The sequence below is a fragment of the Leucobacter komagatae genome (genome assembly GCF_006716085.1).
Taxonomy (GTDB): domain Bacteria; phylum Actinomycetota; class Actinomycetes; order Actinomycetales; family Microbacteriaceae; genus Leucobacter; species Leucobacter komagatae.
Map to the genome: position 1 here is coordinate 942,566 of NZ_VFON01000001.1, position 15,002 is coordinate 957,567.

Consider the following 15,002-nt stretch of genomic DNA (forward strand, 5'->3'; position numbering starts at 1 on the left):
CTTGGCTAACTTTGAGGATAGCGCGCACCGCTGTGCCGCCACACAACATCAGGAACACTCGGAGGTTTCCCGCATGGCTAGACGCCTGCCCACCCTCGCTGCCCTCGCCGCAGCCGCCTTGCTGCTCGCAGGTTGCAGCCCCGCCGCCTCGGATTCCGCGCCGGGCGACTCGGGCCCCGCGGAATCCACCGGCGACTGGCCCCGCACAATCGAGCACGCCGCGGGCACCACGACCATCGAGGAGCAGCCCCTCCGCATCGTATCGGTCGCGCCGTCGATCACGGGCGGCCTGCTCTCGCTTGAGGCACCCATCGTGGCCACCGGTGCCGCCCCCGTCACCCCGCTGTCTGACGAGAACGGCTTCTTCACGCAGTGGGCAGACGTCGCTATCGACCGCGGTGTCGAGGTCGCGTACAAGGACCTTGAGCTCGACATTGACGCCGTTGACCAGTTCGAGCCCGACCTCATCATCGGCTCGGCGAACGGCGGCGACAGCACCGCCGACGCATACGATCAGCTCTCCGAGATCGCCCCCACGGTTCTCCTCGACTACGGTGACGCCACCTGGCAGGAGCTCACCGAGCAGATCGCAGAGATCACTGGGCTCGAGTCGAAGGCGACGGAGGTGCTCGCCGAGTACGACGAGTGGGTTGTCGGCCAGGCGAAGAAGATCAAGCTCCCGCCGCAGCCGACAACGGCGCTCGTCTATATGGGCCCCGAGGGCTCGTGGCCCTTTGACCCCGCGAGCCCGCAGGCGATGCTACTCAGCTCGCTCGGGTTCGACTACCAGCCGCCGCGCGAAGAATTCCTCACCGAGGGGCAGGGTGGCCGCGTCGGCATCCTCACGAGCGAGAACGCGCCCGATGGCCTCGCCGACGCAGAAACCATCATGATCGTCGCCATGCTCGGAGGCGACCCCGTCGCTGAGTTCGCGAAGGATCCGCTGCTGAAGAACCTCCCCGCGCTCACGAGCGACAACGTCTACACGATGGGCGCGCAGGCGTTCCGCCTCGACTACTACAGCGCGAAGCTGACCGTCGAGCTCATCGTCGATACCTTCTCGGGCTAGCGCGTGCCCAAGACCGTTGCTGAGCGGAGCGCCGTGGGTACCCCGCGGCGCTCCGCAGCGAGCCGTACCGCGTTGCTGCTCATCTCGAGCGCAATCGTCCTCGCGACGACGGCGGTTGTCGGGATCGGCCTCGGATCGAACCCGATCCCACCCGCGCGGGTGATCGAGGCGCTCGTCGCGTACGACCCGGGAAACAACGATCACCTCGTGGTCGTGCTCTCGCGGCTGCCGCGAATCGCGCTCGGCGCGATCGTCGGTGCGGCGCTCGGGGTTGCCGGAACGCTCATGCAATCGGTCACCCGCAACCCGCTCGCCGACCCGGGCATTCTCGGGGTGAACGCCGGGGCTTCGTTCGCGGTCGTCATCGCTATCGCGTTCCTCGGCATCACCGACGTACGTGGCTACATCTGGTTCTCGTTCGTCGGGGCCGCGGCGGCCGCGGCGCTCGTGTACCTCCTCGGCAGCTCCCGCGGGAACGCCGGCACCCCCGTTCGCATCGCCCTCGCTGGCACCGCCGTGACCATCGTCATCGGTGCGCTCACCCAGATGGTGCTGCTGAGCAACGATGCGGCGTTCAACAGCTTCAGGTTCTGGGCGATCGGGTCGTTGCAGGGCCGCGACTTCGGTGTCGCCCTGACCGTGCTGCCCTTCGTCGCGGTCGGCATCGCGCTGAGCCTCGCGCTCATCTCGCCGTTGAACGCAATCACACTCGGTGACGACGTCGCAACGGCGCTCGGCACGAGCACCCTCGGAGCCCGGATAGGCGCTGCCGTGGCCGTTGTGCTGCTCGCGGGGGCCGCGACCGCCGCCGCTGGACCGATCGGCTTCATCGGCCTCGGCGCCGCACACATCGCCCGATTCTTCACCGGGAATGAGCACCGCCGCCTGCTCCCCGCAGCGCTCCTCCTCGGCGCGACACTTCTCGTTGTCGCAGACACACTCGGCCGGGTCATCGTCGCGCCCGCCGAACTACAGACCGGCGTTGCGGCTGCACTGTTCGGCGGCCCGCTCTTCGTTGCACTCGTCCGCTCACGAAAGGTGGCAGCCCTGTGACCGCGATCTCCGGCCGTATCCTCCGCGTCGGCGACTTCTCCTTCCGAATCCGCCCACGCCTCATGACCGTCACCCTCATCGCGGTCGCGGTGCTTGTCGCGGCGATCATCGCTTCACTCATGATCGGCACCATGCGCCTCGGCCCGGGAGACCTCGTGTCAGTGTTCACCGGCGACGCAAAGCCCTCACTCACGCGCTCGGTGTTTGGCAGGCGACTCCCCCGCGCGCTCACCGCGGGTGCGGTCGGCGCGCTGCTCGGCATGAGCGGTGCCGCATTCCAATCACTCTCGCGCAACCCGCTCGGCTCCCCCGACATCATCGGTTTCACCTCGGGCGCCGCGACGGGCGCGGTGTTTCAAATCGTCGTGCTCGGCGGCGGCATGCTCGCGACGGCTGCCGCCGCGATCCTCGGAGGCATTCTCACCGCGCTCGCCGTCTACTTCCTCGCCCGCCGAGACGGTGTCACCGGCGGGCTCAGGCTCGTGCTCGTGGGCATCGGCGTTGGCGCGGTCGTAAGCGCGTTCTCCTCGCTCCTCATCGCGCGAGCGGACATCAACGACGCGATGGTCGCCCAGCTCTGGGGCGCGGGTTCGCTGCTCGGGCGCGGGTGGGTTCACGCCGCCGTCGCGATCGTGGCGCTCGTGGTTGTCACGCCGCTGCTCCTCACGCTCGGGAGAAGCCTCGCCCTCATGGAAATGGGCGACGACTCGGCTCACAGCGTTGGCGTGCGCGTCGAGCGCATCCGCTTCGTGGCGCTCGTCGTCGGGGTCATCGCCGCCGCCGCGGCCGTCGCGGTCGCCGGCCCGATCGCCTTTATCGCGTTCGCCGCCGCACACATCGCGCGTCACCTCGCCCCTGTCCCGGGAGTGCTCATCGGGCTCTCGGCGGTCATCGGCGCGGTGCTGCTCACGGGGGCCGACCTGCTCGCGCAGAACCTCGACGTCGGCATGCGCACCCCGGTCGGTCTCGTCACGAGCCTGCTCGGTGGCATCTACCTGCTGTGGCTCCTCGCCCGGCGTATCTGAACGGAACCTCCCCATGCCACACTCCCCAGTGCTACCGCCCGCCTCGCCGTCCACGTCACTGCCTGCCGCACGAGGGCTCGCCGTCACAGAACTCGAGCTCGGCTACGGGCCCCACACCATCGTGCAGGGGCTGTCCCTCGACGTGCCACCCGAGGGCTTCACCGTGATCATTGGCCCGAACGGCTGCGGCAAGTCGACCCTGCTGCGAGCACTCTCGCGCATGCTCAAACCCCGAAGCGGCGCGGTCACCCTCGACGGCGCCGACCTCGCGGGCCAGCGCACGAAACAGGTCGCGAGGCGCATTAGTACCCTCGCGCAGGCGCCGGCCACGCCAACTGCGATCACCGTTGCTGACCTCGTTGCGCGCGGCCGAAACCCGTACCAGAGCATTCTGCGCCAGTGGAGCGCAGCCGACGACGAAGCCGTCAGCCGGGCGCTCGCGGAGGTCGAGATGACCGAGCACGCTGAGCGCTTGGTAGAGGAGCTCAGCGGAGGCCAGCGGCAGCGCGCTTGGCTCGCGATGGCACTCGCGCAGGAGACGCCGATCCTGCTCCTCGACGAACCAACGACGTACCTTGACATCTCGCACCAGGTCGATGTGCTCGACCTGTGCTCGCGGTTGCACGCCGGAGGCCGCACGCTCGTCGCGGTGCTGCACGATCTGAACCTCGCCGCGCGATACGCCACCCACATCGTGGCGATGCGCGGGGGCGAGATCGTTGCTCAGGGTCCGCCCGACGAGCTCATCACCCCGGCACTCCTCAGGCAGGTCTTCGACCTCGAGGCGCTCGTCATCGAAGACCCCGAGACCGGCAGGCCGCTCATCGTGCCGCGCGATACGCGACCGCACGCTTCCCGGCTCGACACTTCCCTGCCCGACGCTTCCCGACCAACACCACGCCGCGAACCCCTCGCGGCAGAACAGGAGTCAGCATGACCGACACGCAAAACCAGCAAGCCGCGACGGGCACGTCGCAGCTCATCACTTCCGAGGCGACGCACTCGGAGGATCACAACCGCGGCCTCCAGCTCGGCACCGCGATCATCGAGTCGTTCGCCGACATCACGCCGGAACTCGCGCGCGTCATCGTGAGCATCCCAGACCTCGCGGAAGAACCGAACTGGGTGCGCCCGAACGTCGCGATCAGGCTCTACCTTGACGAGCGGTTCGAGAGCGCGACCCGCGTCTACACGGTTCGCTCAGCCGACGTCGCTGCCGGAACCGTTGAGGTCGACGTGGTGCGCCACGGGGCAACGAGCCCGATGATGCTGTGGCTCGACACACTCAAGGTCGGCGACACCGTGAAGTTCGGCGGCCCGCGACCGCACTTCGACATCCCCGCGACGGAAGGCCGCGACGCCGTCATCTTCGCCGACGCGACCTCGATCCCCGCGCTCTACGCGATCCTCGCGCAGGCGGATGCCGGGCTCACCGGTCGCGGGTGGATCGCGACCAACGATGAGGGCGCGTTCGCCGAGCTGCCTGTGCTTCCCGGCCTCACGCTCACACGGATCGCCCCGGGCACGGGCTTCGTCGACCAGCTTGCGACGCTGCCGAACCCGAGCGAGGTCGTCGTCTGGGGCGCCGGCGAGCGCGACGAGATGCGCGCCGTCAGGTCGTTCTTCCGCAACGACAATGGGCTCGCGAAAGACGACGTCGCGGTGTTCGGCTACTGGAAGCGCGGCACGACGAACACCCAGATCGACGTGCAGCGAGTCAAGGCCTACGAGATCGCACTCGCTGAGGGCCGCTCCGTGCACGACCTCGACGACCTCGCTCTCGCGATCTAGCGCGGGCGGTCAACCCGACGACTGGATTCCACCTCAGCGGGGCTGAGCTCAGCGGGCCACCGGGCAGCACCGAGCTGCTCTCTGGTGGCCCGCTGCGCTACCGGCATCATCCTTTTGGATGACACCGAGTTCAGCCTCGCCCCCGATGCCCCAAACTGCGCGCGCTGGTGAAATTGAGGGTATGGATGATAGCTCACAACGCAGACGGTTCTCAGACGTCCTTGCCTCACGTCGCGGGGCGTGGATCTCGCTCAGCGTGGTCCTCCTCGTTCTCGTGGCGCTCTTTGGCGTATTCGGGAGCGCGAAGGCCCCCGCGCGCAATGCTCAGGCCCCCGACGACTCCGAGTCCACCCGCGTAAGCGAACTCCTCGCCGAGTTCCCGAACGCCGACCAGCAGTCCGTGCTCGTCGTGGCCGAGCGCGGCGACGGCGGAAGGCTCACTGAGGCCGATATCGAGGCGCTCTCCGGGCTGCTGCCCGTCTTGCAGGGCCAGGCCGCAGCCGCCCCGACCGGGCCGATGGTCAGCGACGATGGGAAGGCCGCGCTGCTCGTCACGCCCATCACCGTCGGCGAGAGCAACACCGACACCGCCGAGGTGATCGGAGACATCCGCGCCGACCTCGCAGACAATTCGATCCCAGAGATCACGCTGCAGGTCACGGGCGGCCCGGCCTTCGGCGCCGACATCGCCGCCGCGTTCGAGGGCGCCGACTTCACGCTCCTGCTCGTCACGATCCTCATCGTCGCGGTGCTGCTCATCGTGACCTATCGCTCCCCTGTGCTGTGGCTGATACCGCTCATCGTCGTCGCACTCGCCGACGGGCTCGCGGGCCGGGTCACCGCCGCCGCGGGCGCCGCGTGGAATCTGCAGTTCGACGCGGGCATCATCAGCGTGCTCGTATTCGGCGCCGGCACGAACTACGCCCTGCTGCTCATCTCGCGCTACCGTGAGGAGTTGCTCCGGGTCGATGACCACAGGGTCGCGCTGAGCACCGCGTGGCGGCACACGCTGCCCGCGATCCTCGCCTCGAACGTGACGGTCGTCGCCGCGCTCGCCACGCTCGTGCTCGCCGTGATTCCCGGCAACCATGGCCTCGGCGTCTCGTCGGCGCTCGGCCTCGTGATCGCGCTCGGCGCCGTCCTGTTCCTCCTGCCGCCGCTCCTCGCGATCTTCGGCAGGAAGGTGTTCTGGCCGTTCGTCCCGAAGCCCGCCTCAGGCGGAGCGGAGGGCCGTGCGCCCGAGGGCGGCGTGTGGCGCGGGATCGCGACGAAGGTCTCTCGTCGGCCCGTCGCGAGCCTGCTCGCCGGCCTCGCGCTCCTCGCGGTGATGGCGGCCGGCCTCTTCGGCACCTCCGTCGGGCTCGACCAGGTCGAGAAGTTTCGTGGCGGCTCCGAGTCTGCGAGCGGCCTCGAGACGCTCTCCGCGCACTTCCCCGCTGGCGAGGCCCAACCGATCCTTATCGTGACCGACGCCGCGACCGCGCGGGAGACCGTTGAGGCGGTGAGCGACGTCGACGGCGTGGTGCGGGCGCATCCGATCGGCGAGAGCACCGACGGCGCGCTCACGAAGATCATGGTGACGAGCGAGTACCAGCCAAGCAGCGAGGAGAGCCTCGCGCAGATCACCGATCTCAGGGACGCTGTCTCGGGTATCCCCGATACCCTCGTCGGCGGGGCCGTCGCGACAGACGTCGACGCCAGGGCTGGTGCGCAGCAAGACCTCCTGCTCGTCGCGCCGCTCGTGCTCGCAATCAGCTTTATCGTGCTTGCCCTCCTGCTGCGCTCGCTCGTCGCGCCGGTGCTGCTCCTCGTTGTGAACCTCGCGAGCGCGCTCGCAGCGATCGGCGCGGGTGCGTGGCTGAGCCGCGTGGTGTTCGGCCAGCAGGCGCTCGACCTGCAGGTGCCGCTGCTCGCCTTCCTGTTCCTCGTCGCGCTCGGCATCGACTACACGATCTTCCTCGTGCACCGTGCTCGCTCAGAGGCGAAGCTGCACGGCACCCGCGACGGGATGGTCGAGGCTGTCGCGCACACCGGCAGCGTCATCACGAGCGCCGGCGTCGTGCTCGCGGCGGTCTTCGCGGCCCTCGGCGTACTGCCCCTCGTGACGCTCGGGCAGCTCGGCCTTATCGTCGGCGTCGGCGTACTCGTCGACACCCTCGTCGTGCGCACCGTCATCGTCCCCGCCCTGTTCACCCTGGTGGGTGACCGGATCTGGTTGCCCGGAAAGCCGGCCGCACAGGAGACAATGAAGGCATGAGTCTCGTAGACGCACCGCTGCCCCGGGGGCACGCGCCGAGCGGTCGGCCTTCCGAGCCGACCGTGCGGGCGATGGAGGTCGGCCAGCACCTCATCGCCCTCGCGCTCACGATCATCGGCGCGATCCGCGCGATCGGTGATGGGGTTCCGGCCCCGGCAGCGGTCGTCGCCGGGATCGCGATCCTTGCTTGGCACACCGCCGGCACGTTCCTGCCGGGCAGGACGACGTCGCAGACCGCGGTCGTCTGGTGGCTCGTCGGCTTCGCCGCGGTGTGGATCGCCGCCGTCACAGTTTCCCCCGAGTTCGTCTGGCTCGCGTTCCTCCTGTGGCTGCTCGCCGGGCACCTGCTCCCGCTGCGCTGGGGCCTCGCGTTTTCAGTGTTCGTCTTCGCGGTTGTCGCGGTCGCTCCGATCTTGCATCACGGGTCGACGAGCTACGCGAATCTCTTCGGCCCGCTCATCGGCGGCGTCTTCGCGTTCGGCATCTCGCGCGGCTACCTCCAGCTGCTGCACGAGGCAGCCGAACGCGAACGGCTCGTCACGTCGCTGAGACTCGCGCAGGCCGAGATGTCGGAGCTGCAAGACGAGCTCGCCGTCGCTCAGCGCGAGGCCGGGGCCATCGCCGAGCGCACGCGGATCTCCAGGGATATTCACGACACGATCGCGCAGGCGCTCTCATCGATCCGTCTCCTCGCCCACGCGGCGAGCAGTCGCTCCGAAGACCCAGCGGCGGGCCTCGCCCTCGGCCAGGTTGAGAGCCTCGCCGGAGACAGCCTCGCCGACGTGCGCAGGATCGTCGCTGAGCTGCTCCCGGCGGAGCTCGAGGACGGAGCCCTCGCGGCCGCGCTCGAGCGCATGCTCGACCGGGCCCGGGAGGAGTCGGCCATCGTGGCCGAGCTGCACGTCGACGACACGCTGCCACTTCTGCCGACCGAGGTTGAGGTTGGGCTGCTGCGGAGCGCGCAGTCGGCCCTCGCCAACGTGCGGCTGCACTCTGGGGCACAGCGGGTCGTCGTGAGCCTCATCGATGCGGGCGACTCGGTGCGCATGGACATCATCGACGACGGGCAGGGCTTCGACGTCGCCGAGTGGGAGCGGAGCCCCGCGAGCAAAGCCTCGAGCTACGGGCTGCGCTTCATGCGAGACAGGCTCCGCGAACTCGGCGGCGGGCTCGACATCGAGAGCAGCCCGGGCGACGGAACGGCGCTCTCGGCGTTCTTGCCGATTCGCGCGGCCGCGGCCAGCACCCCCGAAGAGATCGAACCGACTTACGCTGAACCGACTGACACCGAGGAGACCCCATGACGATCACCGTGCTTCTCGTCGATGACCACCCCGTCGTTCGCAGCGGACTACGGGCGGTGCTCGACAGCGGCGTCACCGCGAGTGGCGGCGGTGTGACCGTCGTCGGTGAGGCGGCGACCGGCGAGGCCGCGATCGCGCTCACTGAGCAGCTGCGCCCCGAAGTGGTGCTCTGCGATTTGCGCCTCGGCGACGGGATCGACGGGATTCAGACGACCGCGGCGCTCCGCGCGCTCGACCAGGCGCCCGCCGTACTCATCCTCACCACGTTCGACCGCGACGCCGAAATTCTCGGCGCGATCGAGGCTGGCGCCGCGGGCTACCTCCTCAAAGACGTCGCCCCGGAGATCATCGTCGAGGGGATTGAGCGCGCCGCTGCCGGCGACATGTTCCTCACCCCCGACATCGCGTCGCGCGTACTCAAGGGCATGCGCGACCCGCTCCCGAAGCTCACGGACCGCGAGGTGGAGGTGCTCCGGTTGCTCGCGACCGGAGCCGCGAACAAGGAGATTGCGCGAGCACTGTTTGTCACCGAGGCGACCGTGAAGAGCCACGTCGCGCACATCTTCACGAAGCTCGATGTCGACAGCCGCTCGAAGGCGATCCACATAGCCCGGGAAACCGGGCTGATCTAGCCCGGCAGCCCCTTCCGCGTTCCGCCCGCTTCCCTGCGCACGCCCAGCATGTCTGGGAGGCGCTATCAAGCGTGCCCTCACACCCAGTCCAACTCCGCTATTCACCAACCGTTCGAAAGGACACCACCATGAAAAAACTCCTCAACGCCGCGTTCATTTACATGCTCGTCGGGGTCGGCTCGGGCCTCTTCTACCGCGAGTTCACCAAGCTCAATGACTTCCCCGAGGGGCAGTTCACGCAGCTCGGTCTCGCCCACACTCACCTGCTCACGCTCGGGTTCATCGTGCTGCTCATCGTGCTCGCGCTCGAGAAGGTGTTCACGCTGAGCGCGACACCGAAGCTGTTCAGCTGGTTCTTCTGGCTGTACAACGCGGGCGTCGTGCTCACCTCGGCAATGCTCATCTGGCATGGGAGCCTCACCGTGCTCGGCGAAGAGTCCTCGAAGATGATCTCGGGCATCGCCGGGCTCGGCCACATGCTCATCACGGCGGGCATGATCGTGTTCTTCATCGCGCTGCGGAAGGCGGTCGTTCGCGCACAGGGCAGCACCTCGGTAGCGCCGATCACGCAGCCGTAGCCGCGCTCTGCTCCGTCCCAGGGCCCCGCACGCCGACTCAGGTCGGGGCGGGGCCCTGTCGCACCAGTGACCGGGGCCGCTACGCTTGGCACATCCCGACGAAACGGAGGCCACCGTGACTGCACCCAATGCCGACTCGCCAGGGAAACAGGCGCTGGCCCGGTTCTGTTGGCTGGTTCTTGGGGCAGCAACAGCATTCCTCCTCACGGTTTGCACCGGCATCCTCGCGGCGCACCGGGCTTCGCTTCCCCTCGGCATTCGGCTAGATCCGATCGCAACCACGATGAACGCCATTGGCGAGCCGATCCGTCCGATCGGCCCCACGCTGGGCATTGTGGGGCTCGGGCTGCTCGCGCTTGCAGGTCTCTGCTTAGCCGCGTTCGTCGCGCGAGAACGGCTCGGAGGCCCCCTGCTCCTCGGCTTCGGAGCGGCTGGATTGACGCTCGCACTGTGGGGGCTGTTCTCGGGGCCCGACCTCAGCCTGCTGTTCGTGTTGAGTTCGCCGAATCAGTGGATCGGGGGCTTCGGGCTGACGACCTGGCTGCATCTGGCGAGCCTCGAACCAATGCTCTATGTGCTCGCGTCCGCTGCGCTCGCTCTCCCGTTCGTTGCGCGCAGGCGGGTACGGGCATGAACGCGGTCGGACGGGTGGTCATCGCTGGCTCCTCCGGCCTCGTCGGCTCCGCCCTCGTCGAGTCGCTTCGCGCCGACGGCATCGATGTCACCCGCCTCGTACGGCGCCAACCAACCGCTTCGGGCGAGGTGCGCTGGTACCCCGGCGAGCTACCGCTCGACCCGTCGGTACTCGCCGGGGCGCGAGCCGTCGTCAATCTCAATGGGGCGAGCATCGGCAAGCTCCCCTGGGGGCGCAACTACCGAGAGGAACTGCGCGCCTCACGGCTCACGCCAACTCGAACCATTGCCGCCGCCGTGCACGCGTTGGGCACCGATGCACCGCTCTTCGTATCAGCCTCGGCGGTGGGGTTCTACGGCAACCGCCCGGGTGAGGTGCTCACCGAACGATCGTGCCGAGGTGACACGTTTCTTGCGGCCCTCAGCGCGGACTGGGAGTCGGCTGCGCTCACTGCTGGCGAAGCTGCACGAGTTGCGCTCCTCCGCACCGCACCGATCATTCACCGTCAGGGCGTGCTCAAGCCGCTCGTGTTGCTCACCCGGTTCGGTCTCAGCGGGCCGCTCGGTGGCGGCGCCCAGGTGTGGCCGTGGATCTCGCTCGCAGACGAGGTTCGGGCGATACGCCACATCATCGATCGGGGCCTAACGGGGCCGGTGAACCTCTCCGGCCCATCGCCGGCGACCGCCAACGAGCTCGGCCGGGCTATCTCGGCCGAGCTGCACCGCCCGTACCTGCTGCCCGCCCCGGCATGGGCGCTGCGGCTCGGGCTCGGAAGCGACGCGGCCGACTCGCTGCTGCTCAGCGATGCCGACGTTCGGCCCGAGGCTCTGCTCGCCTCGGGGTTCGAGTTCACGCACCCGAAGGCGGCTGGCGCGGTGCGAGCCGCGCTCGCACGTTAACCCCAGAACTTTGTCTTCGTTGTGACGAAGTTGAGCTACCTCCAGCTACGTCACAACGCAGAGAAAGTCGGCTAGGGTCGGCGATCTCGCGAGGCACCCCGAATCGTTTCGTATGCGGCGAGCGCCCGCAGTCGGGTCTCGCGCAGGTCGACGAGTTCGGGGCGCATGATGCTGTCGGGTGCCCACTTCGTCACGTACTCCCCCGCCGGGTCGAACTTTTGCTGCTGCGTCGCGGGGTTGAAGACGCGGAAGTAGGGCGCAGCGTCAACCCCGCAACCCGCAACCCACTGCCAGTTGAACGGGTTGCTCGCGGCGTCTGCGTCGACGAGCGTGTCCCAGAACCAGGCTTCCCCCACCCGCCAGTCGGTGAGCAGGTTCTTGGTGAGGAACGAGGCGGTGACCATCCGCACCCGGTTGTGCATGAAGCCCGTCTCCCACAGTTCGCGCATCCCCGCGTCGACGAGCCCGAACCCGGTTTCTCCGCGCTGCCAGGGCCCGACGGTCTCCGGCTCGTAGCCGCGCCACGGGAACGCGTCATACTGTGCGTTGAGCCCGCGCTCGTGCAGGCTGCCGTTGTGAAACTTCGTGTGCCAGGCGAACTCGCGCCAGCCGAGTTCTGAGAGGAAGCCGCCCGCGGTCACTCCGGCGGCGAGGGTCGTGTGCCACACCGTGCGCGGGCTCATCTCGCCCCACCTGAGGTGCGGCGAAAGCTCCGATCCGACGTCGAGCGCCGGCACGTCGCGGCCCGCCTCGTACCCGCTGGCACGCTCGGAGAGGAATCGGTCGAGCTTCGCGGTCGCCGCCTGCTCCCCTGGCTCCCAGCGCGCGGCGAGCCCGCCGGCCCAGTCGGGCGAGGTGGGTTTGAGTTGCCAGGCCGCAAGCTCATCGCTCGCGGGCTGGCGATCGCTCGCGCGGAGTGCGGACGGGGCTGGGAGGGGCTTTTGTGGTGCAGGCGCTGCGAGGCAGGCTCGCCAGAACGGCGAGTACACCCGGTAAGCCCCACCGGCGCCCGTCGTGATCTTCCACGGCTCGAAGAGCAGCCCGCCGTGGAACGAGTGTGCCGCGATCCCTCGCGCCCGAAGCGCTACCTTGAGCCGCGCGTCGATCGCCCGCTCGTCGCCGTAGCGTCGGTTCCAGAGCACGCGATCCGCACCGACCTCGTGGGCAACGAGGGGCAGGATCTCCTCGGCCTGGCCCCGCCGAAGCACGAGCGGGATGCCGCGTTCGCGGAGCTCCTCGCCGAGCCTGGTGAGCGACTCGTGCAGCCACCAGCGGGCGGCTGCCCCGATCGGCCTGGTCTCGGCGCTCACCTCGTCGAGGACGTAGAGCGCGACGATGCCGCCGGGGTCAGCTGCGCCCTCGGTCAGCGCCGCATGATCGGCGAGGCGGAGGTCGTCGCGAAACCAGATGAGAGCCGTCACCGCACCAGACTAGCGCCGGCGCGCCCGCTGTACGGAACATACGTCAAGACTCGCCTTCCGGGGCGGATCGCGGTGCCGCACCTCACAAAAACCGAGCGCTCGGCCGGGTTCTCGTGTTGAGTGGATGAACGCATATCGGAGAGAGACAGAGGAGTCATCGTGAGCGGGATCATTCTCAGAGGGAAGGACGCGGCCGCGCACGCCGCTGGGTTTAACAGCTGGCCGACGCTCAAGACGCAGGGGGTTACCGTCGTCGAGCTCAGCGACGACTTCACCCGCACGGTGCTGCGGATGGACGTCACCGACGAGAACGCAAACTACATGGGCACGGCGTTCGGCGGCTCGCTGTTTTCGATGCTCGACCCGTTCCTCGTAGTCATGACGATCAACCAGCTTGGGCCTGACTACGTCGTCTGGGACAAGGCAGCGGAGATCGAGTTCGTCGCCCCTGGCGTTGGTTCCGTGCACGCGACCATCGAGATGCCTGAGGAGACCGTCGCTGAGATGCGTGAGGCCGCCGCTGGCGGTAAGAAGGTGCTGCGCTGGTTTGAGGTGCCGATCACCGCGGATGACGGTTCGGTCGTCGCAAACGTGCGCCGCCAGCTCTACGTGCGGGAGCGCCGCAAGGACGCCTAGCTGGCACCGCGCCCCGGGACGCTCTCAGGTTTCACTTTGTCGCGGGCGCTCTCCCGCTGATAAGGTACGTGCGGGCCGCTTGTGCCGCCCGCACCGTGTGTCGACCGAAGTGAGGTGATTTCCGTGTCCAGTGACAGTTGCAGTCCTCGGCCGGATCTCGTGTTCGCCCGCTTCGCGCTCCCTGCTGCGTAGCGGCTCACTCGCTGTCCGGCTCCCTCACGGGCGCCGCACTCGCTGAGCGCCCGCTTTCTTAGTTGCGCGCTCAACCCTGCGGCGCGCACCCCTCGGCGAAGGAGCGACGCCATGACGACCACCCAGCAGACCCCGCAGCCCGCGCAGCCCAAGACGCAAGACGAGCTCGTCGACAGCATCGCGCAGCTGTACCAGGCCCGCGATCTCAACGCGATCACGCAAGAGCTGACGCCGCTGCACGCGGCCGACATCATCCCGGTGTTCGAGCGCCTGAACGACAGGCAGCGCGCCGTCATGTACCGGCTGCTGCCGAAGGACCGCGCGGCCGAGGTCTTCGAGATGCTCGACCCCGCATTGCAGAGCGACCTGCTGCACGGGCTGCAGGACGCTGAGGTCGCGCAGCTGTTCGTCGACCTCGATCACGATGACAGACTGTGGCTCATCGACGAGGTTCCCGCCGCGCTCGCGACGCGGCTGCTGCGCGGGCTCCCCGAGCAGGAGCGCGTGCTCACCGCAGCGCTGCTCGGCTACCCTCAGGGCAGCGTGGGCCGCCGCATGTCGCTTGAGTACGTCTCGACGCGCGCCTCTTTCACGGTGCGGGAGACGCTTGACCGAGTGCGCGACAGGCTCGATGACGCCGAGACCGTGTACACGATCCCAGTGCTCGATGACTCGCGCCACGTTGTCGGCGTGGTGAGCCTCCGTGAGCTGCTTGCGGCCGACGACGACGCACTCATCTCCGAGATCATGAGCCCCGCGCACTCCGCGGGCGCCGTCGAAGAGGCCGAGCTTGCCGCCCGGCGCTGCGCCGACCGCGCGCTGCTCGCGATGCCGATCGTCGACAGGGAGAACCGGCTCGTCGGGATGCTCACGATTGACGATGCCATCCGCATCCTTGAGCACGAGGAGAGTGAGGACGCGGCGCGTCAGGGCGGCACCGAACCGCTTCGCCGCCCCTACCTGTCGACCCCGGTCGGCGCGCTCGTGCGTTCGCGCGTCATCTGGCTACTCGTCCTCGCAATCGGGGCGACGCTCACCGTGCAGGTGCTCTCGGTGTTTGAGGCGACAATCGAGCAGGTGACGGTGCTTGCGCTGTTCGTGCCGCTACTCATCGGCACGGGTGGCAACACCGGCAATCAGGCCGCAACAACCGTAACCCGAGCCCTCGCGCTCGGTGACGTCGGCTCGCGCGACTTCTGGAAGGTGCTCACCCGCGAGCTGCGCACGGGCGCGATGCTCGGTCTGCTGCTGGGAACGCTCGGCTTCGCGATTGCCGCGATCGCGTTCTCACCTCAGATCGGGCTCGTCATCGGGCTCACCCTCCTCGCGGTGTGCACGCTTGCTGCGGCTGTCGGCGGCTGCATGCCGCTGCTCGCTCGCGCGGTGAAGGTCGACCCGGCGGTGTTCTCGAACCCCTTCATCTCGACGTTCGTTGACGCGCTCGGCCTCATCATCTACTTCCTCATCGCACGGACCGTGCTCGGGCTGTAGCCGGAGCACGCGGGGCGCGC

At 68.5% G+C, this 15,002-nt stretch carries 14 protein-coding genes; 13 read left to right on the plus strand and 1 reads right to left on the minus strand.

All coding sequences use genetic code 11. The features are described from left to right. The first annotated feature begins 73 nt into the window (after positions 1 to 73). The 11 genes from fepB (at position 74) to FB468_RS04430 (ending at position 11,242) form a co-directional block, all read left to right on the plus strand. Entirely contained in the window at positions 74 to 1,069 is a 996-nt protein-coding gene (gene fepB, locus FB468_RS04380; RefSeq protein ID WP_141886258.1) for a Fe2+-enterobactin ABC transporter substrate-binding protein, read from the plus strand. A gap of 3 nt (positions 1,070 to 1,072) precedes the next feature. Beyond that, positions 1,073 to 2,122 (plus strand): FecCD family ABC transporter permease, encoded by a 1,050-nt coding sequence (locus FB468_RS04385; protein WP_211359081.1) that lies wholly within the window; start codon positions 1,073 to 1,075, stop codon positions 2,120 to 2,122. Next, positions 2,119 to 3,147 (plus strand): FecCD family ABC transporter permease, encoded by a 1,029-nt coding sequence (locus FB468_RS04390; protein ID WP_246055752.1) that lies wholly within the window; start codon positions 2,119 to 2,121, stop codon positions 3,145 to 3,147. Before FB468_RS04385 ends, FB468_RS04390 begins: the two co-directional genes overlap by 4 nt. 13 nt (positions 3,148 to 3,160) lie before the next feature. Next, positions 3,161 to 4,084 (plus strand): ABC transporter ATP-binding protein, encoded by a 924-nt coding sequence (locus FB468_RS04395; protein ID WP_141886259.1) that lies wholly within the window; start codon positions 3,161 to 3,163, stop codon positions 4,082 to 4,084. After that, positions 4,081 to 4,938, plus strand: coding sequence for a siderophore-interacting protein (locus FB468_RS04400; protein WP_141886260.1), 858 nt, complete (start codon positions 4,081 to 4,083; stop codon positions 4,936 to 4,938). Before FB468_RS04395 ends, FB468_RS04400 begins: the two co-directional genes overlap by 4 nt. A 181-nt stretch (positions 4,939 to 5,119) precedes the next feature. Continuing rightward, positions 5,120 to 7,195 carry an MMPL family transporter gene (locus tag FB468_RS04405; protein ID WP_141886261.1) on the plus strand — a complete coding sequence of 692 codons (2,076 nt, stop codon included), beginning with the start codon at positions 5,120 to 5,122 and terminating at the stop codon, positions 7,193 to 7,195. After that, the gene (locus FB468_RS04410) at positions 7,192 to 8,499 is read left to right on the plus strand and encodes a sensor histidine kinase (protein ID WP_141886262.1); all 1,308 of its coding nucleotides are present in this window, start codon (positions 7,192 to 7,194) and stop codon (positions 8,497 to 8,499) included. The genes FB468_RS04405 and FB468_RS04410 overlap by 4 nt, the downstream gene beginning before the upstream one ends. After that, positions 8,496 to 9,131, plus strand: a complete 636-nt coding sequence (locus tag FB468_RS04415; protein WP_141886263.1) for a response regulator — start codon at positions 8,496 to 8,498, stop codon at positions 9,129 to 9,131. Before FB468_RS04410 ends, FB468_RS04415 begins: the two co-directional genes overlap by 4 nt. 128 nt (positions 9,132 to 9,259) lie before the next feature. Then, positions 9,260 to 9,709, plus strand: coding sequence for a DUF2871 domain-containing protein (locus tag FB468_RS04420; protein WP_141886264.1), 450 nt, complete (start codon positions 9,260 to 9,262; stop codon positions 9,707 to 9,709). A gap of 115 nt (positions 9,710 to 9,824) precedes the next feature. Further along, a complete protein-coding gene (locus FB468_RS04425; protein WP_141886265.1) occupies positions 9,825 to 10,343 on the plus strand; it encodes a hypothetical protein in 519 nt (172 codons plus the stop codon). Beyond that, the gene (locus tag FB468_RS04430; RefSeq protein WP_141886266.1) at positions 10,340 to 11,242 is read left to right on the plus strand and encodes a TIGR01777 family oxidoreductase; all 903 of its coding nucleotides are present in this window, start codon (positions 10,340 to 10,342) and stop codon (positions 11,240 to 11,242) included. The genes FB468_RS04425 and FB468_RS04430 overlap by 4 nt, the downstream gene beginning before the upstream one ends. A 71-nt stretch (positions 11,243 to 11,313) precedes the next feature. Here the strand turns inward: FB468_RS04430 and FB468_RS04435 are convergent, their stop codons facing one another. Continuing rightward, positions 11,314 to 12,663, minus strand: a complete 1,350-nt coding sequence (locus tag FB468_RS04435) for a cryptochrome/photolyase family protein (protein ID WP_141886267.1) — start codon at positions 12,661 to 12,663, stop codon at positions 11,314 to 11,316. Between the two features lie 159 nt (positions 12,664 to 12,822). Here FB468_RS04435 and FB468_RS04440 point away from each other — a divergent pair, with 159 nt between their 5' ends. After that, positions 12,823 to 13,299, plus strand: coding sequence for a DUF4442 domain-containing protein (locus FB468_RS04440; RefSeq protein ID WP_246055753.1), 477 nt, complete (start codon positions 12,823 to 12,825; stop codon positions 13,297 to 13,299). A gap of 303 nt (positions 13,300 to 13,602) precedes the next feature. Next, the gene (gene mgtE, locus FB468_RS04445; RefSeq protein ID WP_141886268.1) at positions 13,603 to 14,982 is read left to right on the plus strand and encodes a magnesium transporter; all 1,380 of its coding nucleotides are present in this window, start codon (positions 13,603 to 13,605) and stop codon (positions 14,980 to 14,982) included. The last annotated feature ends 20 nt before the right edge of the window (positions 14,983 to 15,002 follow it).